Source organism: Peribacillus sp. ACCC06369 (assembly GCF_030348945.1).
Taxonomy (GTDB): domain Bacteria; phylum Bacillota; class Bacilli; order Bacillales; family DSM-1321; genus Peribacillus.
This window is the reverse complement of the sequence record NZ_JAUCEN010000002.1, coordinates 4,620,430-4,644,443: the sequence shown is the minus strand read 5'-3', so window position 1 is coordinate 4,644,443 and position 24,014 is coordinate 4,620,430. Positions and strand designations below refer to the sequence as shown.

The 24,014-nt window shown below is 36.5% G+C and carries 26 protein-coding genes and 1 pseudogene; 22 read left to right on the top strand and 5 right to left on the bottom strand.

The genetic code is table 11. The features are described from left to right. Nucleotides 1-115 precede the first annotated feature (115 nt). The 4 genes from sdaAB (at nt 116) to QUF78_RS23535 (ending at nt 2,909) form a co-directional block, all read left to right on the top strand. Nucleotides 116-778 carry an L-serine ammonia-lyase, iron-sulfur-dependent subunit beta gene (gene sdaAB, locus QUF78_RS23550; protein ID WP_289326600.1) on the top strand — a complete coding sequence of 221 codons (663 nt, stop codon included), beginning with the start codon at nt 116-118 and terminating at the stop codon, nt 776-778. Between the two features lie 40 nt (nt 779-818). After that, entirely contained in the window at nt 819-1,694 is an 876-nt protein-coding gene (gene sdaAA, locus QUF78_RS23545; RefSeq protein WP_289326599.1) for an L-serine ammonia-lyase, iron-sulfur-dependent, subunit alpha, read from the top strand. Nucleotides 1,695-2,019: 325 nt separating this feature from the next. Beyond that, complete coding sequence (locus QUF78_RS23540; RefSeq protein ID WP_289314778.1) at nt 2,020-2,178, top strand: YuzK family famiily protein; 159 nt, start codon at nt 2,020-2,022, stop codon at nt 2,176-2,178. Between the two features lie 203 nt (nt 2,179-2,381). Then, on the top strand, nt 2,382-2,909 hold the full coding sequence (locus QUF78_RS23535; protein WP_483313868.1) for a DinB family protein: 528 nt from the start codon (nt 2,382-2,384) through the stop codon (nt 2,907-2,909). Nucleotides 2,910-3,201: 292 nt separating this feature from the next. On the opposite strand, the gene brnQ is transcribed toward QUF78_RS23535, so the two are convergent. Next, nucleotides 3,202-4,542 carry a branched-chain amino acid transport system II carrier protein gene (brnQ, locus tag QUF78_RS23530; RefSeq protein WP_289326597.1) on the bottom strand — a complete coding sequence of 447 codons (1,341 nt, stop codon included), beginning with the start codon at nt 4,540-4,542 and terminating at the stop codon, nt 3,202-3,204. Between the two features lie 369 nt (nt 4,543-4,911). Between brnQ and QUF78_RS23525 the strand changes: the two genes are divergently transcribed. The 6 genes from QUF78_RS23525 (at nt 4,912) to QUF78_RS23500 (ending at nt 8,449) form a co-directional block, all read left to right on the top strand. Further along, the gene (locus QUF78_RS23525) at nt 4,912-5,142 is read left to right on the top strand and encodes a hypothetical protein (RefSeq protein WP_289326596.1); all 231 of its coding nucleotides are present in this window, start codon (nt 4,912-4,914) and stop codon (nt 5,140-5,142) included. Nucleotides 5,143-5,531: 389 nt separating this feature from the next. After that, on the top strand, nt 5,532-5,981 hold the full coding sequence (locus tag QUF78_RS23520; RefSeq protein ID WP_289327393.1) for an Lrp/AsnC family transcriptional regulator: 450 nt from the start codon (nt 5,532-5,534) through the stop codon (nt 5,979-5,981). 581 nt (nt 5,982-6,562) lie between these two features. Further along, the gene (locus tag QUF78_RS23515) at nt 6,563-6,847 is read left to right on the top strand and encodes a hypothetical protein (RefSeq protein ID WP_289326595.1); all 285 of its coding nucleotides are present in this window, start codon (nt 6,563-6,565) and stop codon (nt 6,845-6,847) included. A gap of 90 nt (nt 6,848-6,937) precedes the next feature. Continuing rightward, nucleotides 6,938-7,621 (top strand): YesK family protein, encoded by a 684-nt coding sequence (locus tag QUF78_RS23510; protein WP_353957950.1) that lies wholly within the window; start codon nt 6,938-6,940, stop codon nt 7,619-7,621. 150 nt (nt 7,622-7,771) lie between these two features. Next, the gene (locus QUF78_RS23505) at nt 7,772-8,119 is read left to right on the top strand and encodes a VOC family protein (RefSeq protein ID WP_289326594.1); all 348 of its coding nucleotides are present in this window, start codon (nt 7,772-7,774) and stop codon (nt 8,117-8,119) included. A gap of 177 nt (nt 8,120-8,296) precedes the next feature. After that, nucleotides 8,297-8,449 carry a YfhD family protein gene (locus QUF78_RS23500; protein WP_137020665.1) on the top strand — a complete coding sequence of 51 codons (153 nt, stop codon included), beginning with the start codon at nt 8,297-8,299 and terminating at the stop codon, nt 8,447-8,449. Nucleotides 8,450-8,731: 282 nt separating this feature from the next. On the opposite strand, the gene QUF78_RS23495 is transcribed toward QUF78_RS23500, so the two are convergent. Further along, on the bottom strand, nt 8,732-8,926 hold the full coding sequence (locus QUF78_RS23495; protein WP_483313867.1) for a YhjD/YihY/BrkB family envelope integrity protein: 195 nt from the start codon (nt 8,924-8,926) through the stop codon (nt 8,732-8,734). 452 nt (nt 8,927-9,378) lie between these two features. On the opposite strand from QUF78_RS23495, the gene QUF78_RS23490 reads away from it, so the two are divergent. The 4 genes from QUF78_RS23490 (at nt 9,379) to QUF78_RS23475 (ending at nt 12,560) form a co-directional block, all read left to right on the top strand. Next, nucleotides 9,379-9,591 carry a hypothetical protein gene (locus QUF78_RS23490; RefSeq protein WP_289326593.1) on the top strand — a complete coding sequence of 71 codons (213 nt, stop codon included), beginning with the start codon at nt 9,379-9,381 and terminating at the stop codon, nt 9,589-9,591. A 910-nt stretch (nt 9,592-10,501) separates the two neighbouring features. After that, nucleotides 10,502-11,065: a dihydrofolate reductase family protein gene (locus tag QUF78_RS23485; RefSeq protein ID WP_289326592.1), complete on the top strand. Its 564-nt coding sequence runs from the start codon at nt 10,502-10,504 to the stop codon at nt 11,063-11,065. A gap of 295 nt (nt 11,066-11,360) precedes the next feature. Further along, complete coding sequence (locus tag QUF78_RS23480; protein WP_289326591.1) at nt 11,361-11,750, top strand: cupredoxin domain-containing protein; 390 nt, start codon at nt 11,361-11,363, stop codon at nt 11,748-11,750. 255 nt (nt 11,751-12,005) lie between these two features. Continuing rightward, a complete protein-coding gene (locus QUF78_RS23475) occupies nt 12,006-12,560 on the top strand; it encodes a hypothetical protein (protein ID WP_289326590.1) in 555 nt (184 codons plus the stop codon). Nucleotides 12,561-12,640: 80 nt separating this feature from the next. On the opposite strand, the gene QUF78_RS23470 is transcribed toward QUF78_RS23475, so the two are convergent. Continuing rightward, nucleotides 12,641-14,053, bottom strand: coding sequence for a PQQ-dependent sugar dehydrogenase (locus QUF78_RS23470; protein WP_289326589.1), 1,413 nt, complete (start codon nt 14,051-14,053; stop codon nt 12,641-12,643). A 645-nt stretch (nt 14,054-14,698) separates the two neighbouring features. Here QUF78_RS23470 and QUF78_RS23465 point away from each other — a divergent pair. Continuing rightward, entirely contained in the window at nt 14,699-15,139 is a 441-nt protein-coding gene (locus tag QUF78_RS23465; RefSeq protein WP_053347531.1) for an SRPBCC family protein, read from the top strand. A gap of 479 nt (nt 15,140-15,618) precedes the next feature. On the opposite strand, the gene fabF is transcribed toward QUF78_RS23465, so the two are convergent. Beyond that, nucleotides 15,619-16,854 (bottom strand): beta-ketoacyl-ACP synthase II, encoded by a 1,236-nt coding sequence (gene fabF / locus QUF78_RS23460; RefSeq protein WP_289326588.1) that lies wholly within the window; start codon nt 16,852-16,854, stop codon nt 15,619-15,621. Between the two features lie 120 nt (nt 16,855-16,974). On the opposite strand from fabF, the gene QUF78_RS23455 reads away from it, so the two are divergent. Beyond that, on the top strand, nt 16,975-17,829 hold the full coding sequence (locus QUF78_RS23455; protein WP_289326587.1) for a helix-turn-helix transcriptional regulator: 855 nt from the start codon (nt 16,975-16,977) through the stop codon (nt 17,827-17,829). Nucleotides 17,830-18,047: 218 nt separating this feature from the next. Then, nucleotides 18,048-18,263, top strand: a complete 216-nt coding sequence (locus tag QUF78_RS23450; RefSeq protein ID WP_289326586.1) for a hypothetical protein — start codon at nt 18,048-18,050, stop codon at nt 18,261-18,263. Nucleotides 18,264-18,572: 309 nt separating this feature from the next. Here QUF78_RS23450 and QUF78_RS23445 read toward each other — a convergent pair whose 3' ends face one another. Next, nucleotides 18,573-18,896, bottom strand: coding sequence for a hypothetical protein (locus QUF78_RS23445; RefSeq protein ID WP_289326585.1), 324 nt, complete (start codon nt 18,894-18,896; stop codon nt 18,573-18,575). A 203-nt stretch (nt 18,897-19,099) separates the two neighbouring features. Between QUF78_RS23445 and QUF78_RS23440 the strand changes: the two are divergent. The 5 genes and pseudogenes from QUF78_RS23440 to QUF78_RS23420 form a co-directional block, all read left to right on the top strand. Next, nucleotides 19,100-19,371: pseudogene (locus tag QUF78_RS23440) on the top strand (aldo/keto reductase); the annotation flags it as partial. 305 nt (nt 19,372-19,676) lie between these two features. Further along, nucleotides 19,677-20,144, top strand: coding sequence for a hypothetical protein (locus tag QUF78_RS23435; RefSeq protein WP_289326584.1), 468 nt, complete (start codon nt 19,677-19,679; stop codon nt 20,142-20,144). A 210-nt stretch (nt 20,145-20,354) separates the two neighbouring features. Further along, nucleotides 20,355-21,482 carry an IS110 family RNA-guided transposase gene (locus QUF78_RS23430; RefSeq protein ID WP_034306249.1) on the top strand — a complete coding sequence of 376 codons (1,128 nt, stop codon included), beginning with the start codon at nt 20,355-20,357 and terminating at the stop codon, nt 21,480-21,482. Nucleotides 21,483-22,326: 844 nt separating this feature from the next. Then, nucleotides 22,327-22,635, top strand: a complete 309-nt coding sequence (locus QUF78_RS23425) for a hypothetical protein (protein WP_289326583.1) — start codon at nt 22,327-22,329, stop codon at nt 22,633-22,635. Nucleotides 22,636-23,047: 412 nt separating this feature from the next. Further along, nucleotides 23,048-23,545, top strand: coding sequence for a DUF2798 domain-containing protein (locus QUF78_RS23420; RefSeq protein WP_289326582.1), 498 nt, complete (start codon nt 23,048-23,050; stop codon nt 23,543-23,545). Nucleotides 23,546-24,014 lie beyond the last annotated feature (469 nt).

Sequence of the window (24,014 nt, the reverse complement as noted above, 5' to 3'; positions counted from 1 at the left end):
AGGAATGATAAAAATATCTTAATATAGTAATTATGCCGCTTTTTGATCTTCATTCACCCTTATTTGAGATGAAAGACGGTTAAAAAATATATTGCCAGAAAAGGGGCATTACAAAATGAAATACAGATCTGCATTCGATATAATCGGTCCCGTTATGATTGGACCTTCAAGCTCACATACAGCAGGAGCTGCCAGAATTGGCAGAGTAGCAAGGACGTTATTCGGAAAGCAACCGAAGAAAGCCATTATTTCTTTATATGGTTCTTTTGCAAAAACCTACCGGGGACACGGTACGGATGTTGCTGTCGTAGGCGGGATATTGGATTTCGATACGGATGATGAACGAATCCCTACTTCTTTGACGATAGCGGAAGAAGTGGGTATGGAAGTTTCCTTTACAATCGAGGATACTGTGATGGATCACCCTAATACAGTCAAAATCAGACTGTTTGACGAAGATAAAGAATTAGAGCTTGTTGGAATCTCCATTGGCGGAGGAACGATAGAAATAACGGAGTTGAATACGTTCAAGCTTAAATTGTCGGGTGAAAACCCAGCCATTTTGGTTGTGCACAACGATGTGTTTGGAATAATATCTTCCGTTTCAACAGTATTGGCCAATCATGAAATTAACATTGGACATATGGAAGTTTCACGAAAAGAAAAAGGTCAAATGGCCCTCATGGTGATTGAAGTCGATCAGAAAATCAAGGTTGAAGTCATGAAGGAAATTGAGGGACTGGAAAACGTGTCGCAAGTCATAAGGATGGTTGAATGAGAATCATTAAAAGTGTTGGTATAGATATGGAGGTAAAAACATGTTCCGAAATGTAGCAGAGTTGGTTGAACTTGCTGAAAGTAAAAATGTAAAAATCGCGGAAATCATGATTTTACAAGAAATGGAGTTCTCAGGCTTGTCGAGAGAACAGATCATTGAAAAGATGGACAGGAATCTGACAGTGATGGAACAGGCGGTGGAAAGAGGTCTGAAAGGCGTGCAATCCGTTACAGGCCTAACGGGCGGAGATGCCGTTCTTTTGCAAAATTATATCAAGACGGGCAAGGCACTCGGAGGCAATTTATTATTGGATGCCGTAAGTAAAGCTGTTGCGACTAACGAAGTGAATGCAGCAATGGGAATGATTTGTGCCACTCCTACAGCCGGTTCTGCGGGCGTGGTTCCCGGTACGTTATTTGCTGTGAAAGAAAGACTTAACCCGACCCGAGCAGAGATGATTGATTTTCTTTTCACTTCCGCTGCCTTCGGATTCGTAGTTGCAAACAACGCTTCCATTTCTGGAGCAGCTGGTGGCTGCCAAGCAGAAGTGGGCTCAGCAAGTGGAATGGCGGCAGCTGCAATTGTAGAACTGGCCGGCGGTACACCAAGTCAAGCCGCAGAAGCGATGGCAATCACACTGAAAAATATGCTTGGATTGGTTTGTGATCCAGTGGCAGGTTTGGTTGAAGTTCCTTGTGTGAAACGTAATGCAATGGGGGCATCTAACGCGATAACTGCAGCTGATATGGCACTTGCAGGCATTACGAGCCGCATTCCATGTGATGAAGTCATCGATGCCATGTATAAAATTGGATTGACCATGCCAGTCGCACTTCGTGAAACGGCAGAGGGCGGCCTTGCTGCCACTCCGACTGGGCGTAAATTGGCAAAAGAAATATTCGGTTCTTATAAATAAACATTCATCCCATTGACAACAAGTTTGTTAATGGGATTTTTAATTTGTTTAAAAAAATGACTTCATTCCTATCTACTTGCTCATAGCTTTGAACAAATTAAAAATTTATCTTTACGGTTAAAAATGGAAAATGGAGGAAGAGGGAGGGATATGGCGTTTACGTACATGGAGATAGGAACAGCTGCATAGAATTCTGAATTATCAGTGAATATGAAGCCGTAGCAACTTTGTCAGTTAGCATTTTCAATGATAAGATGAGTACGAAATTCACTATGGAAAGGATTGATTCTTCATTAATTTTCTCGAATTAACGTACACGTCGGCAATGGAAAAGGCAATGTTTCAGGCTCATGGAATCGGCTATGCACAATATGCTCAAAAACTGGAGCAACGTATAATGGTTGAACAAGAACGGGAACAGGATCATTTACAAAGCAGGCGTATAACAGATGAGATGAGGGCCAATCTTTTTATGGGGAGTTAATATCGGTTTACGATATCAGTTAAAATAAAACAAAAAAATCATACACAATCGAAAGGGCAATCTGAGGATTGCCCTTTTTGTCCTGCCTATACCGTCAATAAAACTAAACTTCCCATAAAGCAGGCCATTAATTAACAGGCGATTTTTCATGTAAAAGAAGGAAACGAACAATTTAAATAGAATGTACGTTCAATAAGAGGAGGATGATCTTGTTGGAGAGAAGAGCATTACTGGTATCTGCATTACCGGAATATGAAGAAGAAATTGGGCGGTGGCTATGGTGTTTAGAAGATGTTCGCCGTACGCTTATAAGGGAATTAACTGGAATCAGCCAAAATATACTCGATTCGAAAATGGATGAAAGGCAAACGATTGGCTCGATGTTATATCACATAGCATTGGTCGAGGCGGATTGGTTATACGAGGAGGTACTTGTTACGGAATGGGATACGGAAATACGCGCTTTGTTTCCATTAGGATGCCGTGCGGAAGATGGCTCCCTTACCCACATTGAAGGACAAACATTAGAAGAACATTTCTACCGCCTCAATAAGGTACGTGAAGTATTCCTTGCAAACTTTCGTTCAATGGACCTAACGGATTGGCGTAAACCGAGGGTGCTTGAACAATATGATGTCACGCCTGAGTGGGTCGTTTACCATTTGATTGAACATGAATCGCATCATAGGGGGCAGATTTTCCAATTGCTGAAGAAATTACGGAATGAATAATAAGAAGTGAAAAGAAATGGGATTGGGATTTTATATCGCTGCTATCTAGCTTAGCCGGAGTTGCCTTTTTGGCAGCTTTTTTCTCGTTGGGAGACAGGCAGCTTAGGTAAATTTGGGGGATTACCCATAATATATTACAGTTTATGGTATATTGGTTAATATCACAACGTAAATAAACCTGCAGTGAAAATAATTCGACCTACACAGAGATAATTCGATCTACAGAAAATAATTCGTCCTAAATGAAAATAAAAAAAGTCCAGGAAATATTCCTGAACCGATTTTATACCATTTAATCTATTTGATGATTATGACCGAATTTCGACCGTAAGACGCTGCTGGCATACCCAATGAATCCTCCAACAATGGCTGGAATGATCCATCCTAGTCCTGTCTCATACATAGGAAGGATTGCAGTGAAGAAATCATTGATGAATGAAATGTGTATACCCGCTCCATTTAATCCATCCATTAAACTGACGATGAATGTTAAAAATAAGCTGCCTTGATAAACTTCAGGTCTTCCTTTAAATAAAGAATGAAGGAAAGTTAAGAAAATCAAAACAATGGCTAATGGATAAATGGCTGTCATTACCGGTACAGAAATGGCAATTAACTGGGTTAATCCAATATTGGCTATGATTGCACTGAATATGGATAAACTTATTGCAATTGTTTTGTAAGGCAGGTTTTGAAATAGTTTATGGAAGTAAGTCGAGCAAGATGTAATTAGCCCTACGCTCGTCGTTATACAAGCTACTGTGATCATTAATCCCAATAAAAGCCCGCCATATGCACCGAAGTAGTAATCCGAGACTTTCGCTAAGATAATGCCTCCATTATCCAAACGTCCAAGTTCCTCAACACTTGAAGCACCCATGTAAGAGAGAGCTGTATAAATGGTGGCAAGGATAACGGCAGCAATTGCAGTCGCTTTTCCGCAAACGATTATTATTTCTTTTTTTGTTTTAGCACCTTTTTCTTTAATGGCATTAATGATGATGATGCCAAAAACAAAAGATGCAAGAGTATCCATGGTTAAATACCCTTCTCTAAACCCATTGAAAAATGGTTGAACCATATAGTGTTCGGCAGGTGCTTGAAAATCTCCAATTGGATTAACAAAAGCGACTACCACCAGGATTCCAATGAATGTCAACTTGATGGGCGTTAATATTTTCCCCACAATTTCGACAATTTTCGCAGGATTGAGCGAAAGAAGGCACGAAATCGTAAAAAAGATGATGGTGAAAATAAGTAAAGGCAGTGGCCCTGAGTCTTCAGGCAAAAAAGGTTTTACACCGATTTCAAAAGAAACGTTTCCGGTTCTAGGCATTGCGAATAATGGACCAATCGCTAAATAAAGAACGGTTGTGAATACAATTCCAAACACGGGATGGACGCGGCTTGCTAATGATTGTAAATCATCTTTTCCCGAAAAACCGAGTGCCAGTACACCAAGTAACGGTAATCCTACACCTGTGACTAAAAACCCTGCATTAGCTGACCAGATGTTCGTTCCTGCAGATTGACCAAGCATTGGCGGGAAAATTAAATTCCCTGCCCCAAAGAATAAGGCAAATAACATTAACCCAATCACTACTATAAATGAAAATGGTACCTTGTTAGACAAAATAAACCCTCCACGAATAAACCAGAATTTACTATTTTAGAAAATTATTAAATTTTCTAAAAATTATATACAAACTAATATTAAGAACGTATCGTATTATAACTAAATTAAATTGATATTTCAATATATTTTTGTTTTTTTATTAATTACTTTGGATGATCAGTGATCCGCCCTTGTCTTATTTTGAACATCTAAAGGTAACTCATACCATTAATAAAATTCATTTTGATAAAATTCAAAGGAGAAATGAAATTCTTGGCTCATTGTTTTTATCCGTATTGTTCATAGAGGCAGGGGCAGGTGCGTGTAGTAAGAACATTGTCAAAGGAAACGATGATGTTACGAGGAAAAATTAAGGAGTGTTTTATAATGGGAGTATTTTTTGAAAAAATGTTGGGAGTGTTTTTTGAAAAAAGGAAACAAGGCAAAAAAGATGTTTTACTAATGGTTTGCTTATTCGGCCTTTCCATATTGAACATTGTTGAGTATTTCTCGGATATGGACTTATTTTGGTTATCTACCATTGTATTGATTGCATTTATTGTTCTTGCGGTACTCATACATATGGAAGGAAAAAGAAACAGGGAAAGCGATGAATGAATTCATCTTGTTGAGCTAACTGTAGGCGTGAAGGCAGGCTTTTTTTAATATTGTACTTAGCCACACCGGCAAATGGTTCGTAACAGTTTTCAATGAAAACTTTAAATATTTCATGCTATACTTAACTTATGTAGGCCAAACATCCTTCCAAAGATCCGACTTTTTGGAAATTCTTGTGATGCTCATCTGAACTTTTGAACTACGTTATTTTTTTTCTTTTAAAAGTGGATAAAGCCAACCTGAAGTATTGTGTTGGTTTACAGTCCATGTTAGAAAGTCTCTTATTAGATTAAGGCCTAGTGAAAGTTAGATTCTTTTCAATTTTTTTAAGTTACAGTATACGACGATTTTAGAAAAGAATCCTGATAACGATGTAGGTTGTGAAACAGATGAAGATTACCGATATAGATAAAAAAATATTAGAGATATTAACGATAAATAGCCGAACGTATTATGCGGATATGGGTAAGGAATTAAACATATCACGAAATGTTGTCCGTGACCGTGTTCAGCAGCTAGTAGAAAAAGGCGTAATTGAAAAATTCAGTGTTGTTATCAACTCTGAAGCTGTTGGCCAAAAGGTATCAGCTTTTTTTGAAGTGTATTGTGAACCTGCATACTTAGTGAAAGTAGCAGAAAAGTTGGCTAAGAACCCAAGTGTTGCAAGCTGTTACCAAATGACAGGTCCCAGCACATTACATATGCACGTTTTAGTTGAAGACTTTCCTTCATTAGAGTCATTCATTAATAACGAATTATATGGGATAGAAGGCATTTCCCGAGTTGAAAGTAATATCTTGCTCCGGCGTTTCAAAAGCAGGTCTGGGTTAAAGCTATAATGAACGCTTCATAATTGTAAAAAGTATACGCTCAATGCAGCCTGAGTTCCCTATTCATAGGGACTCAGGCAATTTTTTGATTTCGTTATTTCCTCTTCAGCAAAACCTTCATTCTTCTGTAATCAAACCTCTATGAACTTTTTCCCCTCTCCATTCACTGTACCAGGTGCCCCTGCTGCTTGGGTTGAATTATCAAAACGTTTCGGGCGTTTGTCTGAGGGAGTTCAAGAAATGTAGTGTATTCGAACTGTGCGGTAATCATTAATACTCCTTATAGTAATAAAATAAATGAATGTGTTATCCTATTAATTAGTAATATTATCCAAATAAGGAGCGTGTAAAAGAGAATGAACGATGAACAATGCCCTAAATGTAACTCAAACAATATTAAGAAAGGAGCTCTTGGAACCGGGTTTAAATTTGTTCAGATGTTTTCCCATGATAATTTAAGGAATAAACCTTCCAAGATTATTACTTACTATTGTACAGATTGTGGCTACATACTTAGTTCTTATTTGAAAAACCCATCTAATTTAGATTAATAAACTACATGGGTAACTAGAGAGTGGAGGCCCGTTCGTATGGGTGAATTATTATCGTTAGCATTAGATTTTTTATTCGTTGCATCTATGTCATTGCATAATAGTACGAAACATACGGACAAACACATTGAAATTCTAAAAGAATACGATTGGTTTACGGCTTTGTATTACAATCCTAAATACACTAGGCTTTTTAATCACAACAAACAAATTAGAGGTTACTTAGGACAACGTTATTCAATTAATAGAATGATCAAGAAAAAGAAACCGAGTGAAACGCTCATTATTATTCTTGATAAACAAGCAAAAAAACAAATCGTGTGATTGTGTATTCACGTTTCTACCGCACAAAACATTCCTTGAAAATTTGACTGGAATCTTAACAACCATTTATACAAACATATCCTTATATAAATAACAACCAAGGGAGAGATAAGTATTTTTTTATACGTTTATGAAGCAGGAATAATCCTAGCAATGATTGTATTCGGACTCGCTTATGTATTTGTAAAAGGGATAGAGGATAGAACGCAAATCTTACTTCAATTTTCGCTAGGCATTTTGATTTTAGTGTTTTCAATTTTTGTGATTGGTGGGTTCGAGGGGATGCCGTATGCTGTATTGAGCCTTGGTGTATTGACACTGGCGGTTCTATATTTTTTCTTAAATAGGTATTCCTTAGGAAGGAAAATTCTCTTTATTGGGGTTCCAATAATCATTGCTCTTCATATATTATTCGTATTTATCAATCAAGTTGACTATCGAGTCGTGGATAAAGAAAGACTGACGGATGATGAAACCGGGAATTATATTGAAAAAATCGAGAAAGATACATCGATTGTCGGTTACAAAAAGTTTAAAGGAGGTGAAGGGGAGGACTTTTTATTAATATCAATGGGTGGTGAAAGAAAGGGAAATACCATTGAAGTGTTGGAAGTGAAAGAAGATAGTGAAAAGACTATCATCCGCATTCGGACATCTTATAATAAAAACCCTGAGCCAAATCCGTATATAGCTGTAGCACTTACTCGTATAAAATCAAAGGTAGTCATTTTGGATACTGATGGAACAAATTATGGAGATGGTATATTTGATTAAACCTTTATAATTTGTTCATACTTGGATGGTTCCTTTTTCTTTTGGAACTAAAGGGGCAGGATAAGTTGAAAAAGGAACTTGAATTTAAATCTCGAATATCTAATGTAATCGGATAGCTAAAAATTTGATGACAGACAGGGGTTAGATACGATGATAAAAGGTTTCGGAGGAATATTTTGGAGAACTAAGAATCTTGAAGTTATAAAAAAATGGTACAGTGAAGTGTTGAAGATTGAAATAGAAAATTGGAATGGGACTGTGATAAAACCCCAATTAGGAAATGAGACCATCTTTTCTTTCTTTACCGAGAATGACAGTTATTTTCCAACAGAACAACAAGTGATGTTAAATTTCGAAGTACATAATCTAAACGAGACTATTAAGCATCTTGAACATATTGGTGTACCTCTTGCGAAGAAAAAAGAGATTAGTGAATTTGGAAAGTTTATTTGGATTGAAGATCCTGAAGGTCGACTGGTCGAGCTTTGGGAGAAATAACGAGTTGTAATTCATTTGCTATTGAGCTAAAGAACGGGTGCGTTAGCTGAAGATCGGAGCTATCACCAAAAACTGTTTTTAAGATAAAAATGTTCGTTCATGAGCAAATCTAAAGATATATAAATGTGATTCTTAGCCATACTAATAAAGATTAAAATTTCGTTAGGAGGCAATATTATGGGAAGATCAAACAATCAAAAACCATCTAGCAGTAAAAATTCATTACCTCAAACTCCCAAAAACTTAAAAATAGAACCGGATCGTGTGGATGAAGAGTTTTCTCGTGAGCTAGGTGAAAGTGGGAAAATAAGAGCTACAAGACCTAAATGAAACTACAAAAAAAAGTGAAAAGATACGGATTGATTACACTCCTCTTTAAATTTTAGTAAAACAGATACAAAAGGGAGCCTAAAAGGTTCCCTTTTGTATGCAGCTTAACTTTTTAATGATAGCCATTCTGCCCATTTGCAGAACTTGATGTTTTATGGTTCCCCTTTTTACCCTTATGCTTTCCTTTCTTACTTATGAAAGAATTCCTCCCCAATACAAGATGTTATTTCTTAATTAGTGTTCGTTGAAGGGCTTTCAGGTATTAAGGGAACTGAAGGAAGCTCATTTACATTTTGGATGATCTTCATTGATGAAGGCATTGATTTCTCCCCATATAATGATGATGAACCCAGATAAATAAAACCAGATCATTAACACAATGATGCCACCTTGACTGCCGTATGTAGCAGACTTAAAGAAGTATTCGCAAAGGATTTTGATATCAAAAGTTTTAGGGGAATGAAAAAGATTACTCAACCAAGTGAATTTTTCGGAGAAGAATTTTTGTGGACAAGCTTAATGCAAATGAAATAGTTGTTGAACTAACATGTGCGATACTTCAATAACGAAGCGTCGCTTTTTTCTTATAGAGCTAAAGGGGCAGTTTATTAAGTGGTAGATAAATCCAATTATAGTATAGTCATATGTACCAGATCCTTTTTGTGGTCTTTTTCTTGATGGAAGAAAAATTCAGCTGAGGGGTATTGTACCAAATAATTTACATTGCCAACAGAAACGAATAGCCTAATAATCCTTTTTAATACGGATCCATCCTTCTTGTAAAGACTTCCCGTCAATCGTAGATTGTTCTAATAATTCATCTACCGAATCAAACGACTGGAAAAAGGAATTTTTGACAGTTGTGTGAACTGGTAGGATTAGCGACTAGAAATGAAGAATAACTATTTATCAAAAGGGGGCATCTTTTAATGGAAAAGGAAAACTTACTAGCTGTAAAATGTTCGTGCTGCAAAAAGGAATTGGACGCAATAGACTTGGTCATCATCAATAAATCACTTCAGCTGACGCATATTCAATGCCCTGATAAAGGAGAAAAAGCAATTATTGATGTAGGATATTTTAATGCTATATCCCGAAAATACCTGACCTGTACTCGTGAAGAAGCCCCTATAAGTTTATAGTGGAATTTAAGTGCTTAAAAAAACCTCTACAACTAACAGGTACGTTAGCTGAAAATGAGAGCTGTCTTTAAGGGAGTTTTTTCTTTTTACTATAATTACCTTTTATTTAGATTCAGCATGAAATCGTTCCAGGATTTACTTGTATTGTAATGGGGTACGATATTAGTAATTTTATCTATTTCAATTTTTTATCATGATGAATTAAAGGTTATATATCCGAAATAATAAAATTAAAGTATACCAATTAATCTGTTTCTTTCACATTTGGGTGTCTGGCTCCTGCAAGACACAGTGTATTCTTTAAGGTACAATAGTCATATGATAGCAGAATCTTATTCCTTTAGGACACAACTCCATATTAGTTAAATCCCAAATTTAATAAATCGGAGGTATGAATGTTGAAGGACAAATTAAAAAAATTAATAAATGATCCAAAAGTACAAAAAGCAGTAAAAGAAAAGGTAATTCCTTTGGTGAAAAAAGAAATTGAAAAAAGAAAAACAAATAAAACATAATCCTTATGAAGGACATAGGCTGCACCGAATGGTTTCGAAGTGATTAACTACGAACACACGGATGTTTCCGATATTAGAAAGATACCATTTGAAGCCAATTAAAATATAAACACTTAACTAACGAGTGTGTTAGTTCATTTAGAAGGCCACCAAATTGGTGGTCTTTTGAATGTGAGTTTCCATTCAAATTAGAGAAGAAAGAAAGTACCCCTATGCAACAAACGGGGCGGGAAAGTTCAAGAGTGTATATGCCATATCCTGAATAACTAATTGTTATTAAGGGAAGGCAGTTTAATAACATCAGTAATATTCAGAAATAAATGCTGTAAATAATGAAAATATAAAAAAACTTGGCGGGAGAAACTATATCTAAATGATTAAAGGGAGGAAGAATTATGACCAATAACGTACGACCAAGAAGAATAATTTTAGATTTAGCAATTACTTTAGATGGTTTTATTGAAGGGAAAAATGGGGAAGTTGATTGGTGCATCATGGATTCTGAGATGGGGTTTATTAATTTCTTAAATCAAATTGATACTATTTTATATGGAAGAAAAAGCTACGATTTATGGGGACAATTTACTCCAGAAATTGAAGATACAGATAAAGAAATTTGGGAATTAGTTCATAGTAAAGAAAAATATGTGTTTTCCAGAACGCAAAAAGGGACTGATAATAAAGCGATATTCATAAATGATAATATTCTTGAAGAAGTAAATAAATTAAAGAATAAGCCTGGTAAAGACATCTGGTTATATGGTGGAGCAAGTCTTATTACTAGTTTTATCAACTTAGGGCTTGTTGATGAATTTAGATTATCTGTTCACCCTGTAATTTTGGGAGAAGGAAAACCGTTGTTTATTGATATAAAACAGAGGTTGAATTTAAAAGTGGTTAATACAAGAACGTTCTCCTCTGGCGTTGTGCAACTAATCTATCATTTGAATGGGGATTAATAATATTGCACATTCCAAAGATAAAATACAATATAGGTAATACTCGATAGTAATAGTCACTTATTCAGCAAACGGGCCAGATAATGGAATTAGACTTAGATATTTATTTTAATAAATAAGATTGTAAAAATGTACTTAAAGTAACGGGCAGTTTAGTTGCATAAGAATGGATTCCAGAAGATCGCCATTAGAGTCGATCTTTTTCTTTATTATTTGAAAGCACGTTGCAACCAAATAATAGTAATAATATTTTATGAATTAGAAAAAAATAGTGTTAGGGAAGGAGGGATTGCGAATGTCTGTGAAAAAGTGGGTAACAGGATTGGTCGTTGTGCTTGCAATGGTTGTAGTTGTGACTTCACTAGGCTCACTCGGCGTATATGCCGAATCCGGGGTTGTAACTCAGCCTATGGAGACAGGAAAATCGATTGAGGTCGAGTTGAACGATGATCTCTTTAATCCGAAAGTCATCACTATTCCGAATGGAACAGCCACAACGTTGATATTGAAAAACAAAGGTACAAAAGAGCACACCTTCACAGTGGAAAAGCTCGGAATTGACGCCGAGGTCCAGCCAGGTACAGAAAAAAACATTACCGTGAATCCTAAACAGCCCGGTACATATGAACTGAAATGCCGGTACCATTTCCAGGAAGGAATGGTTGGAGAAGTAATTGTCAAATAAGAAGCAGGGCCTATAAGGCCTTGTTTTTTTTATAGGCAAAGGAAATTACTTTTTACCCAGACATCCTCATAACAGCTAACTTTCCTCCAAAGATGTTCTTTCCTTTGTATTACCGGTTAAGTTTTAGAGAGATTTTTTATTAAGTTTTTCATTACACAGGATATTGATGTTTGAATTATTAATAATTGTTCCACCTCTAATAAATGGTAATACAATGTATCGTAACGTATAAACCATTTAGAATGAGGTGGAAAGGTGTATTTTTTTAAACCTATTTCTGATGAGGTTCGTTTATCTCAAATAATATTCAATAAACATAAAAAAACGATGAAGCTCATTTTAGGGTCTATCTTTGCCTGTATTGCTGCTATTCTACAGGCTGCTGCTGGCTTTTTACCAGGTATAGGATATTTTTTAAGTCCGCTAGCCACTGCACCTATTCTGTTATGTTCCATGTTTTCCATTCCATTTGGAGTAATGTCCTACTTTCTGACAATTATGTTGTTATTCATCATACAGCCATCTGAACTAATTGTATTTCCTTTTACAACAGGGTTGTTAGGACTTGGCATAGGGGCATCTTTTTACTTTTTTAGGAAGAGATTAAGTATTATTGCCACTGGTGCAATTCTTTTAATGTTAGGAATTATGAGTCTAATATTTATTTTTCACTTTCCAGTTTTAGGTCCAGCCGTCCCTGTTTCCTTTTCATTTCTTACAATTGGCTTTTTATTGGCTTTCATTTATAGCTGGTTATGGGTTGAAATTGCTTTAATCATTTTTAAAAGATTAAAAATGATTATAATTTAGTGATTCTCCATCACTTGGTTTTAATTTCGATTACTTAAATCCATGTAGAGATTTATCAAGTAGAATTTTATAGTTATGATTCATGGAATTATTTCAAAAACAGTGCCTTGGTTAAAATCAGTCACTTTCATGGAGCCATAAACTGCTAAATATAATCTGGTTTGATTGAGGTTCGTTCCCAAACTAACATAATAGGCTGATTGAGACCCAAATTCATAATCGGTTTGTATCACACTAAAATCATTTTGTTCACCATTTGGTCTTACGATGGTATAAGCTAAAGCCCCTCGAACCTGAGGTTGAGATTCTTTCCGGGCAAGGTCGGTAAACACAACGCTTCCTGTTAAACCAGGGATACTTTCCCCCATATAGGCTTGCACTCCTGTAAGTGCAGTTCCTCCAAACTTATCGGGTCTGGTATCTTTATGAAAATAACTAGTTAATGGCTGAAGACGACTACCTGAAATTGTTACTGCTTCATTGTAAAAAGCAATTGTTTTCTCATCCAAAGTCGGATTTTCAGTGCAGCCTCTTATAATCGAAGCAGGAAAAGCACCTTCCCAACCTCGCCAGCCAAAGTTAATAAATTCTTCTTTGTCAGGTTCAGAATTTATTAAAGAAGCTTGAATAAGCTGAGTAACCGGTATTGGTTTATAATGAACGAATGAAAAAATGGACTCTACCAAATCCTGTCCGACATTTCCCGCATATTTAATATACTGATTATAAAACTTTTGAAATGAAATGCCTGGTATATTGCGAACCCCTTTGGCCATTACCATGAGCGTTTCCTGAATAGTTGTGGGAAGTTCATTAAAACGTGTGACAATGGGTGGATTATTGATGTATATATCCTTACCTACATCAATTTCAATTATTTTACCAGCGATTTCTAGATCGTCCTGGCTTAAGTTAAATGGATCATAGCCTGATCCACCATCTCCGGTTGTTAAAACAAGTTTTCCTGTTTCAGGTGAAAAGTTTAAACTATTGACCCCATTATGATTTGAAAATGGTCTTCTTAAGTTAAGTAATGTCCGTCGTTTTCGGGGTTGACCATTCGATTGTAAAATCCATTCTTCAATTGTATCAATATGATCATATTGCGTTTCTCTATTTATCCACCTTAGGTTTAACGTTCTAGGATCACACGGGTCAGGCTTAAAAGATTCACGAAGAGCACCTGGTCCTTGTGTTCCAGCTACTGAATAATGAAGATAAAACAGACCGTTATAATAAAATTCGGGATGAAACGCTAGCCCCAGCAATCCCCGTTCATCATATCCGCCACCAGAAACACCTAGTTTTAGGATTCGCGGGCGAATATCTAAAAAAGTCCTTATAACTCCGTTTCCTATGTAAAAGATCTCTCCTACCTGGGTTGCAATAAATAATCTTTCAATTGAGTCACCTGGAAGTATAGTTGTTTTCAAAACAGTAGGTAAATTTATCTTACTTGCAATGGGCCGTAAACCAACCTTAACTTTTATCAACTGACTTTGCACTCCTTCCTATTGTTTTCTTTTATAAGAATATGATTAGAACTGTCCATTAGTACCCAATTAGGCCGGGGAATCTGATAAGGCATTGCACCACTTTCCGCACGAGCGTAATTAAACGAAAGGAGTGCGTTAGTTGAGATTTTTAAGAATGAGGATAAATTCAAGTTATGCCATAAAAGGACGCTATCCAGGAACAAGGATAAGCGCTTATTTTTCCTTTTAGGGCCATATTCTTGAATAAGGGGTAGCATCAGAAAATGCGTATTTACAACGATGAGCATTCTGATACAAGTCATATGAGACAGTATGAACTCTATTTTGTAGGTAATTGGATTGTGTCTCAAAAGGCTCTGCACTATTGGGGTTGTGAAAGAATGTACTTAAACTATAGGGGCAGGAAAGTTCCATAAGGAATACTGTTAAGTGACATTAAAGTCGTTTAAAAACGTCAGTCCTGTTATTCCATTAAAGGGCCGGATTGTGGAGGATTGGAAAATTTTGATTCTACAAATAATTGGGGGATTGGAAGAAGGAAAGCTATGTATAATTAGTGATGTAAATTTATGCTTTTTATGTAATAATTATTTTGTAGAAATGTAAAGTTACAATTCATACATAGTGAAGGTGGGGATCATAATGGCAACGGGAACGCATACTGTAGTAGTTCCAGTAGATGTACAAGCAGTTTGGGATTATGTCAGTGATCTCGAAAAATGGGCAACGACAGTACCAGCCTATAAAGAACATGAAATCATAAATGACAAGCAATCTATTTGGACATTTGAAGGTAGTGTGAAAGGTATTAAAAAAACAATACAAGCGCAGGTAGATATTACCGAATGGAATGAACCTTCAAATATTAAGTTTGAACTAAAAGGTTTATCAGATAATTTTACAGGAAGCGGTCACTTTACTGCAGAAGATGTTAATGGTAAAACAATAATGACTTGTACGGTGGAAATCCATGCAGGCGGATTATCTGGTGCGGTATTAACACCAATTATTAAATGGGCTGTTCCAAAAGTAGCATCTCGTTTAACAGAATCTATCGCACGTAAAATTGCAGTATTCTCATAGTTTTCAAAGATTGAAAGCCAATTCATTTTGGAGATACCTTCTCTGAAGTATAGATGGTAACATTCTGAAGTGACCAATATAATGATATCGAGCTCTACTAGAAATTTTATAATTAGCGGAAAGGGGGCTGTCCAAAAAAGGATGGCCTCTTTTTTTCTATATTCCAGAATCGCTTTTCTTAATGAACTAACGGGTGCGTTAGCTCTATAAGAGGAAGTAAAAAAAGTCGATTCCTTAACGTCGAGGAGATCGACTACTTTTCAGGTTGGATTCTCTTAACATATAAAATTCCGAAATGGACGGTATAGCATTGTTGCTGCCATTCGTAAAAGTACACTTTTATGAACAAGAAAAAAGCCCTTAAGAGAAGAAAAAGGGGCTTTTTCGTATTTAATTTAATAAGACTCATTATGGTAACTAACTAAAGGTACTCTGGAGGATCTTTTATTTTAATTTAAAAAATACGAGCGAAAGTTAATTCACTCGTATTTTTTTAAAACGATAGCTGCATTATGACCTCCAAAACCAAATGAATTGGATAGACCAGTACTTATTTTCACTTTACGAGCAACACCTGGTACATAATCTAAATCACATAATGAATCAGGCTTTTCTAAGTTGATGGTTGGAGGAATAATTCCTTCCTTTAAACTTTTTGCCAAAGCAATTGCTTCCACGCCTCCAGCTGCTCCTAACATGTGACCAAGCATGGATTTATTAGCTGTTATTGGGATTTGATAAGCTTTTGATTCAAATAGTTTTTTAATGGCCAGTGTCTCAGATCGATCGCCCACTTCTGTACTTGTTGCATGGGCGCTAATAACATCAATCTCTTCAGGAGAAATTTTTGCATTCTTCAATGCCATTTTCATTGCAAGATAGGCTCCTTTACCTTCTGGGTGTGTAGCTACCATATGATAGGCATCAGAACTGGCGCCATACCCTATGACCTCAGCATGAATTTTTGCATTTCTACGTAAAGCGTGAGACAAAGATTCCAAAATTAAAATTCCTGCTCCTTCTGACATGACAAATCCATCTCGATTTACATCAAAAGGACGACTGGCTTTAGTTGGATTATCGTTTCTCGTTGATAATGCTGTAGCATTACCAAAACTAGCCAAAGATAAATCTGTTATAGCTGCCTCTGCTCCTCCTGCAAAAACGGCATCTGCTTCCCCATAGCGAATAAGTCTGAATGCTTCACCTATAGCGGTATTTCCAATCGCACAAGCGGAAACAGGTGACATAGTAGGTCCCATTGCGTTCCATCTTATACTAATTTGAGCTGCAGCTGCATTTGAAATCATGGCTGGCACCAAGGTTGGACTAACTCGTCTAGGACCTTTCGTCCGCAGAGTATCCACATTCTCAATGAATGTTTCGATTCCTCCTATCCCCGAACCAACATATACGCCAAGTCTTTCTAGATTGATATCATCCATATTTAAATGGGAATCAGTCCAAGCTTGTTCAGCGGCTGCCAAAGCAAATTGAGAAAAGCGGTCTAGACGTCGGGCCTCATTTTTTCCTAAAGTATCATCTGCATTGAAATCACGAACGATTCCTGCAATTTTTGCTTTATGATTGCTTACGTCAAATGTATCAATAGAGGAAATTCCCGACTTCCCTTCAGTCAGATTTCTCCAAAATTTTTCTACGTTGTTTCCAATAGGAGAGACTACTCCCATTCCGGTAATAACGACTCTTTCCATTTTTCATCACTCCAAATGAATAGTATACTTGTATTATACTTCGGGGTTATCCTATTACAAGTGAGTGTTTATCCTGGTATAATAACTACTAGGTTAAATGTTATGATGGAGGTTTTAGAAATGGATGATAAAAACAGACTTGACGCTTTGTCTTCATTTTTAAAAACGAAGCGATCCCAAATAAAGCCTGAATCTATCGGTATACCTGCTGGTACACGGAGAAGAACACCTGGCTTACGAAGAGAAGAAGTTGCACATTTGGCGGGAGTTAGCACTACTTGGTATACGTGGCTGGAGCAAGGCCGGGATATAAAGGTCTCTACAAGTGTATTGGATTGTATATCTACAGCTCTACAATTAAATAATGATGAACGAGAGTATCTATATGATTTAGCTTTAGAAGTGAAATCACCCATTATTGATCGAAAGAAGGATCAGCCAAAACTCAGTCCTTCTTTGGAAAGAATTTTAGCCGAGTTGATGTACTGTCCTACTATCATTACAGATCGACATTGTCATATTGTAGGCTGGAACGATGCTGCAGCACATGTATTTTTAGATTTTGAACAACTTCCAGATGATCAACGAAATTTGATCAACCTAGTATTTACAAGAAAAGAATTAAAAGCATTAGCTGTGAATTGGGAGCATTTCGTTAAGGGGTTTCTTTCCATTTTCCGTGCCTATTATGGTCACTACTTAGGGGATGAATGGTATAACCTATTTATTAAAGAAATGAGCGATTCTCACCCGGAATTTCAATCTTTATGGCAAGAAAGTCAAGTGAGTAAAGCTCCAGAAATGATGATTGAATTTAGACATGCTAAAGCCGGAAAGATGCTGTTTAATTTAACTTCTCTCCAAGTCCAGGGGGACATGGACTTAAGGTGTAGTATCTATACACCAGTAGAGGGAACTGCTACGGAAGATAAATTAAAACGATTAATGAAGAAAATCTCAATTGAAAGTTCATAAACCAGCATATTTACTGTGCCGAAAAATGCCAACTAAGGTGTTTTTTTCTTATTAAGCTAACGGGTGCGTAGCTTAAGATCGGAACTGTCTTTAAGGAAGTTTTTTCCTTATGGAACTATCGGGGCAGGTTAGTTCATGAAGCATAGTTTATTCGAACTGTGCAGTAAATAATGAAACTTTGATCACTACCAAAACGTAGTAATAGTTGAGGTGAGAATATGAAAACAGAACTATTGTATTTTGATTTGGCTGATGATAAGTATCTTTTTCCTGAACCAATCACATCAGATGGCTTTATATTTATCCCGAAAGAAGGGGATACTTTGATTCTTAATGGATGGGGTTACATAGTAAGTAGAAATGAATACAGTTATGAACCAGGGATAACAAAGATTGTTATCTTTTGCATGCGTGAAAATAAGAAACGCAAATAATTTTTCAAGACGTTTTAAACGTCTTTTTTATTACACAGTTTGTGTCAACTCTCAAAAAGTCTTATAGAACTAACGGGTGCTTTAGTTCAGTAAAAGAAAAAAGGGGAGTATATACATGGCTAATATGTACTCTCCTTTATTTATTTAGGTTTTTTATAATTAGGTCTAGATAACTTAAGCTCAGTTATATATGAATCATCATCGAAAGGATGATTAGATTTGTGTAATAACATTGGTGATATAAACATTTCAAAACACCTCATAATAATTGTAACACTTCAATAAATGTAAATTTACTGGTGATTAAAGTTAATTTAAGAAATGTACAATACGAAGAAAAAGCGAAAAAAAGAGACAGCAATATGCTGTCTTTTTTTCATCACCTACAAATCCAAGTCCAACCAAATCCATGAACCCATACTCTCCTACAGCGTGGAACCCATTGCCCGTGTTCCCAATGTCCGCCACCATGACCACCACCGTGTCCGTCCCAATGACCGCCACCATGACCACCACCGTGTCCGTCCCAATGACCGCCACCATGACCACCACCGTGTCCGTCCCAATGACCACCACCATGACCGCCGCCATGTCCATCCCATTGACCACCACCATGACCGCCGCCATGTCCATCCCATTGACCACCGCCCGGGCCCGGTATTCGTTCTCCGTCTATATAATAAGGCACATTATAAGGGTTAAAAGCGTAATTATAGTTATACATTCAAGAAATCCTCCCTTTGTGTTTACCCTTTCAGGTTATGTACAAAGAGGGGTTAGTGTCCTATATGGACAAAAAAAATGGGCTGCCTATTTATTGTTGTCTAAAAAAAAGAGAAACCGTAGGAAGGGCGATTAAAAGAAGTAGTGTGCCACGTGAAGAGTTATTCATTACGACTAAGTTATTGATAACAGATACTAATTATGCAGGGGCAAAAAGAGGTTTTCAAAATTCATTGGACGTTTAGGGCTAGATTATATTGATTTATATGTGATTCACCAACCATATAATGATTACTATGGTGCTTGGCGGGCTATGGAAGAATTATATCGAGAAGGTAAAGTTCGAGCAATTGGTGTTGATAATTTTCAACAAGAGCGTTTAGTCGTTTAAATTCTTTCCTAATTTCATTTTTGCATATGCAATGATTTTTTCGTATTTCCATGTATTCAAGTGGCATATCAGCAATAGAAATTTTTGAACTTTTTCATAAAGAACAAGTTTGTGAAGAAATGTACTTAAATTAACGGGTGCGTTAGCTGAAGATCGGAGCTGTCTTTAAGGCAGCTTTTTCTTTATGCAACTATTGGGGCAGGTTAGTTCATTAAGAATACATATTCATTTTGGGAATAATTGTTATAATGAAGTGAAATATTCGTTAGGAAGGTTGCTGTTCAAGGTGGAGTATAGTTATGAAATCTAAAAAGACAGTATTGATTATTGCTTTGGGTATAATATGTATAGCTATCTTTATAAAGCTATTAAAGAAAGATTTATGGGATGTAAACGAAGTGTTGTTAAAAGAAGAAGTGTTATCAATTGGACATTCCGTTGAAACAATAAATTTATTAGAAGTAACACCGTTTAACTGGGATGTAGTATATTCCTTTCCACCATATACCCCGAAAGATCATATATATGAAACGGTAGGTTATAAATGGGATACTATTAGCGAAACTGTAAATGAAGGAATGAATCAAATTGTATTTTTAAAAGATGGAAAAGTGGTCTGCTATTTATATGGTTATCCTGAGAATAATGGATATGGTATATCTTTTGAATCTGAGAATAATAAAGATGTTGGTTATATGCTTAATATTAAGGATGATTTAAATTTTCAAGTAGAAATAAGAGACAGTGTCATATATTTGAGAAACTAAGCAAGGATATGATTTCTTCAACTAACAGGTGCTTTACTTCATTACCAGGAGCTGATCAGCAGCTCCTTTTCTTATGCAACAAACGGGGCAGGTTAGTCATAATGAACGAAAACGGCTCCCATCGCTTAACGTAGATTGCACTTGGTCATAATGTTACTACCAAAAATAAAAAACCAAGTGTAGAGCTACACACGAAAAGGAGCCTATATTATGAAGGATGTTCAAAAATTTGTTGGTTTAGACGTATCTAAAGATTCAATTGCTGTTGCGATTGCTGATTCTGGTCGTGGTGAACCTAGATTTCATGGAACTATTCAAAATAAACCAGAGGATATTCGCAAATTGATGAAAAAGTTAGGGAAGCCTGAAAGCCTATTAGTATGTTATGAAGCAGGATCTTCTGGGTATGGAATTTATCGATTTCTTCTATCTATGGACATTGATTGTATGGTTGTCGCACCCTCCCTTATTCCAAAGCGATCGGGCGATCGTGTAAAAACAGATAAAAGAGATTCTATTAGATTAGCTCAGCTACTTCGCGCTGGAGAGCTTACTTCTGTATGGGTTCCAGATGAAGATCATGAAGCATTGAGAGACTTAATTCGTGCTCGTCATGATGCTCGTGAGGATTTACAAAGTTCTCGCCAGAGACTTGTTCACTTCTTACTTCGCCATGGAATACGTCCTCCGCAAGGAGTTAGAAATTGGTCCGTAAAACATCGTGAATGGTTAAAACGATTAACATTTGAAAGAGCTTCTCAACGTATTGTTTTTCAAGAATATCTTCATGCAATCAATGAAGTTGAAGATCGTATGAAACGTATCGAAGCTCAAATTCATGAAGAAGCCCTTCAAAGTGAACATGCTCCGGTAATTCAAGCTCTTCAAACATTAAGAGGAGTCGCAGAAGTCACAGCTGTTACTTTGGTAGCTGAAATTGGACAGTTTTCTCGCTTTTCAAACCCAAGACAACTGATGTCCTATGCTGGACTTGTTCCAAAGGAATACTCGAGTGGGTCTAGTCGTTGGCAAGGTTCCATTACGAAAACCGGAAACTCCCAAATTCGTCGTTCCATAGTAGAAGTTTGTTGGTCTTATCGCCATCGACCATCTCTTAAAGGTGAATTGCTTAAACGTCAAGAAGGTCAAGATCCAGAGGCAAAACGTATTGCTTGGAAAGCTCAACACCGTCTTCATATGAAATATCATCGCATCTCTGCTAAAGGAAAAGGTGGAAAAGTAGCTGTTGTTGCAGTAGCCAGAGAATTACTTGGTTTTATTTGGGCTATCGGTTGTGCCATTGAGGATAAGCAAGTAAGTGTATCGAATGTTGCTTAAGTAGATCGAAAGTAAGATTATGTAATAAATGATTTTATCGAATCATAATTTTGTGATTTAGAATTGAAGATTTGGCTCGAAGGCAAACCCCCGGGAAGGAGAACCCTCATGTGCAACTATGCACTAGGTCTAGGAACTGAACGTGCGCCGTTAGTCCGAGGCAGCTCCGTGACGGATGGAGTGAAATGTGGTAACCAACCCACGCATATCAGTTTGTATACCACCGTCAACGTTTTTGCCTTCGTGCCAAGTTTTTAAGGTTATCCTTGTTCAACTTTTAGAATTGTATCCATTTCGATTTAGCTTATCAAGGGAAAGTACGCCCTTGACAAGCTAAATCCGAAAGGATATTTGGTTTATAAGTTGAACAAGGAATAACTCTATTCATAGCTGAATGAAACACCATTTAAAAACATTTGGGTGTGGTGGGTTGACAGTTTCGTTCATATCAGTTGTATAAGAAAATGTTAAATTAGAGAGTAGAAGGTGATGAGGATAGTAAGTAATTACAGTTGATAATAGGGGATGTTTATATGAATTGGAACTGGAATGAAACCACTACTATAGATTTTCCATTCTCGTCCGAAAACTTAAAGAACTTGTTAAATACCGTATGTAGAAAAGAAAACAGATTTTCACAATTTGAGTTTATTAAGTGGTGTGATAACCTCACAATGGCTTATGTAACCTATTCACTAAGACCTTCAAATGCTTATGCATTATTCTTGAAAATTGCTTAATTTTCGACACGATTTTAAAACATGGCCTTTTATTTAGAAGGTTCCAATCGTTAGCGAATAGATTAATGCCATCAGCAGATAATATAAGCGAAGGAGTGAATCATATGCCACAAGATTATAATGATCCATTAAATAATGCCGAGAACCTTGATACACGTAGAGACCCAACTAATTATCCTACTGATAAGAATGAAGACAACGATAAAGTTGACAGATCTGTAATGATTGATGGTGGCCCTGGCTTTGATGGAGAAGAACGTTCTAGGCGTGGTGATAATATACCAACAATAGAGGAAGCTACAAACTTTAGAGAACGTTTCAATTCCGACCATGAGAGACTTATGGGCAGAATCATTCTTGGAGATACACTTATTAATCGAGAAAATACACATTTTGGACGGTTTGAAAGATAAAAAAAGAGACAGCCAATTTACTTGGCTGCCTTTTTCTTTTCTGTTAATTTCTTTTAATTTATTTTTGAGACCTTGCTGATAACACAAAATGCGAAAGTTTAGGAGTCAGCGAACCCAATAGTGATTTTGAAAAACCGTCATTCTATTAGGTTGTCTCCTATATATTGGGATAAAATTGAGCTGTATTCTTCAACTAACGGGTGCTTTACTTCATTATCAGGGGCTCCTTTTATTATGGAACAAACTGGGCAGGTTAGTTGAATAAGGTCCAGATTAAGCCTTGAAATACATTTGAAAAGCGTGCTAATATTGTTATATCAGTGTGTAGAGATATTGGTCTTTTTTATTGACCAAAAATATATGTCTCATGATACGTCTGCCATCTGAAATATTTTTAATGGAGATGATCAATATGCACGAGGAAACAAGATTACCGCGAAACGGAAAAGAATTTGTATTATTCTTAGCGATCATATCAATACTTTCAGTTAACATTATCGCACCTCTTATTATGGGATTTAAATTTGGATTCAGTAAAGAAGTGTATTTTGAAACCTTACAAGTAATTCCGTTTGTATGGATTTGTGTCATTTTATTGGTAACACTTGTTGCAAATCCAATTGTTAATAAACTCGTACAAAAGTTTACTGAACCTACGGACGGTTTTAATGCAAGAGTATTATTCACGATATTATTTAGCGTAACCATCCTGTCCATTTTGCTGACAGTTATCGGTTCTTGGATTGGCATGAGAGAAATTAGTTTGGAGTCGATTCAAACGTTCTTTTATGATTGGCCACGTAACTTTTTCATCGCATTTTGGGTTGAAGCTTTGATCGCACAGCCGATAGCAAGATTTGCAATGAAAAAATTACATGCAAGTCAGGCACGTAAAGCAGTAAATGCGTAATAATCAAACAAAATAAAAGCCTATATAGCCGATTGTTTTTTTAAAAGCAGTCGGCTTTTTCATGCAGAAAAATGTATGTGTTAGAACATATCATCAGTGCTTGCATTATACGAGCTAAAGAGGAAGGTAGTTATATTTTATAGTAAAAAAAATTACTAACGGGTGCGTTAGCTCAAGATCGGAGCTGTCTTTATGGCAGCTCTTTTTCGTGCGCCCGGCATGGGTGCAATCTATAGGGTGTGAGTCCCGAACCATGAAGGCAGTAGTAATGGTTAGCTTAATGCAAGGGTGTCCATGGTGACGTGGAATCTGAAGGAAGCAAGCGGCAAACCTCCGGTCTGAGGAACACGAACTTCATATAAGGCTAGGTATCATTGGATGAGTTTGCGAAACAAAACAAAGTCCTTACTGCCGAAGGTGGTACAGAGTAAATGAAGCAGATAGATGGAGGGAAAGATTGCACTCTTAC

Coding starts and splice junctions, on each gene's coding strand:
- QUF78_RS23465 (WP_053347531.1), top strand. CDS start 14,699: ATGGCAACGGGAACGCATACTGTAGTAGTTCCAGTAGATGTACAAGCA.
- QUF78_RS23515 (WP_289326595.1), top strand. CDS start 6,563: ATGGGTGAATTATTATCGTTAGCATTAGATTTTTTATTCGTTGCATCT.
- QUF78_RS23420 (WP_289326582.1), top strand. CDS start 23,048: ATGCACGAGGAAACAAGATTACCGCGAAACGGAAAAGAATTTGTATTA.
- fabF (WP_289326588.1), bottom strand. CDS start 16,854: ATGGAAAGAGTCGTTATTACCGGAATGGGAGTAGTCTCTCCTATTGGA.
- sdaAA (WP_289326599.1), top strand. CDS start 819: ATGTTCCGAAATGTAGCAGAGTTGGTTGAACTTGCTGAAAGTAAAAAT.
- QUF78_RS23480 (WP_289326591.1), top strand. CDS start 11,361: ATGTCTGTGAAAAAGTGGGTAACAGGATTGGTCGTTGTGCTTGCAATG.
- QUF78_RS23535 (WP_483313868.1), top strand. CDS start 2,382: ATGATCTTGTTGGAGAGAAGAGCATTACTGGTATCTGCATTACCGGAA.
- QUF78_RS23485 (WP_289326592.1), top strand. CDS start 10,502: ATGACCAATAACGTACGACCAAGAAGAATAATTTTAGATTTAGCAATT.
- QUF78_RS23540 (WP_289314778.1), top strand. CDS start 2,020: ATGGAAAAGGCAATGTTTCAGGCTCATGGAATCGGCTATGCACAATAT.
- QUF78_RS23520 (WP_289327393.1), top strand. CDS start 5,532: ATGAAGATTACCGATATAGATAAAAAAATATTAGAGATATTAACGATA.
- QUF78_RS23505 (WP_289326594.1), top strand. CDS start 7,772: ATGATAAAAGGTTTCGGAGGAATATTTTGGAGAACTAAGAATCTTGAA.
- QUF78_RS23455 (WP_289326587.1), top strand. CDS start 16,975: ATGGATGATAAAAACAGACTTGACGCTTTGTCTTCATTTTTAAAAACG.
- sdaAB (WP_289326600.1), top strand. CDS start 116: ATGAAATACAGATCTGCATTCGATATAATCGGTCCCGTTATGATTGGA.
- QUF78_RS23445 (WP_289326585.1), bottom strand. CDS start 18,896: ATGGACATGGCGGCGGTCATGGTGGTGGTCAATGGGATGGACATGGCG.
- QUF78_RS23425 (WP_289326583.1), top strand. CDS start 22,327: ATGCCACAAGATTATAATGATCCATTAAATAATGCCGAGAACCTTGAT.
- QUF78_RS23430 (WP_034306249.1), top strand. CDS start 20,355: ATGAAGGATGTTCAAAAATTTGTTGGTTTAGACGTATCTAAAGATTCA.
- QUF78_RS23435 (WP_289326584.1), top strand. CDS start 19,677: ATGAAATCTAAAAAGACAGTATTGATTATTGCTTTGGGTATAATATGT.
- QUF78_RS23525 (WP_289326596.1), top strand. CDS start 4,912: ATGGGAGTATTTTTTGAAAAAATGTTGGGAGTGTTTTTTGAAAAAAGG.
- QUF78_RS23500 (WP_137020665.1), top strand. CDS start 8,297: ATGGGAAGATCAAACAATCAAAAACCATCTAGCAGTAAAAATTCATTA.
- QUF78_RS23490 (WP_289326593.1), top strand. CDS start 9,379: ATGGAAAAGGAAAACTTACTAGCTGTAAAATGTTCGTGCTGCAAAAAG.
- QUF78_RS23450 (WP_289326586.1), top strand. CDS start 18,048: ATGAAAACAGAACTATTGTATTTTGATTTGGCTGATGATAAGTATCTT.